This window comes from Arenibacter sp. F20364, from assembly GCF_023015905.1.
Lineage (GTDB): Bacteria > Bacteroidota > Bacteroidia > Flavobacteriales > Flavobacteriaceae > Arenibacter.
Window position 1 is genome coordinate 1 of the sequence record NZ_JALKBD010000093.1, and the last position, 1707, is coordinate 1707.

At 52.4% G+C, this 1707-nt stretch carries 1 rRNA gene; it reads left to right on the plus strand.

Going from position 1 to position 1707, the window contains the following annotated elements:
- Positions 1 to 83: 83 nt before the first annotated feature.
- Positions 84 to 1607: ribosomal RNA gene (locus tag MWU84_RS23810) — 16S ribosomal RNA — on the plus strand.
- Positions 1608 to 1707: the final 100 nt, after the last annotated feature.

The window sequence follows — 1707 nt, forward strand, 5'->3', positions numbered from 1 at the left end:
ACGGTTTTGGGGCGCAGAGAAATAAATCGAAAATACGGGCCGGGAAACAGCTTTGTTGGTTGATCGAAGTTATATAAGAATCAACGATGAAGAGTTTGATCCTGGCTCAGGATGAACGCTAGCGGCAGGCCTAACACATGCAAGTCGAGGGGCATCGGGGATAAGCTTGCTTATCCGCCGGCGACCGGCGCACGGGTGCGCAACGCGTATAGAATCTGCCTCGTACTGGGGAATAGCCCAGAGAAATTTGGATTAATGCCCCATGGTATGCAACAGTGGCATCACAGTTGCATTAAAGGCTACGGTACGAGATGACTATGCGTCCCATTAGTTAGTTGGTAAGGTAACGGCTTACCAAGGCAGCGATGGGTAGGGGCCCTGAGAGGGGGATCCCCCACACTGGTACTGAGACACGGACCAGACTCCTACGGGAGGCAGCAGTGAGGAATATTGGACAATGGGCGGGAGCCTGATCCAGCCATGCCGCGTGCAGGAAGACGGTCCTATGGATTGTAAACTGCTTTTGTACGGGAAGAACAAGGGGCACGTGTGCCCCTCTGACGGTACCGTAAGAATAAGGATCGGCTAACTCCGTGCCAGCAGCCGCGGTAATACGGAGGATCCGAGCGTTATCCGGAATCATTGGGTTTAAAGGGTCCGTAGGCGGGCCATTAAGTCAGGGGTGAAAGTCTGCGGCTCAACCGTAGAATTGCCCTTGATACTGGTGGTCTTGAGTTATGGTGAAGTAACTAGAATATGTAGTGTAGCGGTGAAATGCATAGATATTACATAGAATACCGATTGCGAAGGCAGGTTACTAACCATATACTGACGCTGATGGACGAAAGCGTGGGGAGCGAACAGGATTAGATACCCTGGTAGTCCACGCCGTAAACGATGGATACTAGCTGTCCGGATGCAAATCTGGGCGGCCAAGCGAAAGTGATAAGTATCCCACCTGGGGAGTACGTCCGCAAGGATGAAACTCAAAGGAATTGACGGGGGCCCGCACAAGCGGTGGAGCATGTGGTTTAATTCGATGATACGCGAGGAACCTTACCAGGGCTTAAATGTAGTCTGACAGCTTTAGAGATAGAGTTTTCTTCGGACAGATTACAAGGTGCTGCATGGTTGTCGTCAGCTCGTGCCGTGAGGTGTCAGGTTAAGTCCTATAACGAGCGCAACCCCTGCCGTTAGTTGCCAGCATGTAAAGATGGGGACTCTAACGGGACTGCCGGTGCAAACCGCGAGGAAGGTGGGGATGACGTCAAATCATCACGGCCCTTACGTCCTGGGCCACACACGTGCTACAATGGCCGGTACAGAGAGCAGCCACTGGGCGACCAGGAGCGAATCTATAAAACCGGTCACAGTTCGGATCGGGGTCTGCAACTCGACCCCGTGAAGCTGGAATCGCTAGTAATCGGATATCAGCCATGATCCGGTGAATACGTTCCCGGGCCTTGTACACACCGCCCGTCAAGCCATGGAAGCCGGGAGTGCCTGAAGTCCGTCACCGCAAGGAGCGGCCTAGGGCAAGATCGGTAACTAGGGCTAAGTCGTAACAAGGTAGCCGTACCGGAAGGTGCGGCTGGAACACCTCCTTTCTAGAGAATTTGCCAATGGAGCGATTTTCAAGGGCCCGTTTTTTCGGTTTATGTCTTTATAATTAAAAAACTATAGTGAGTCTCATAGCTCAGCTGGTTA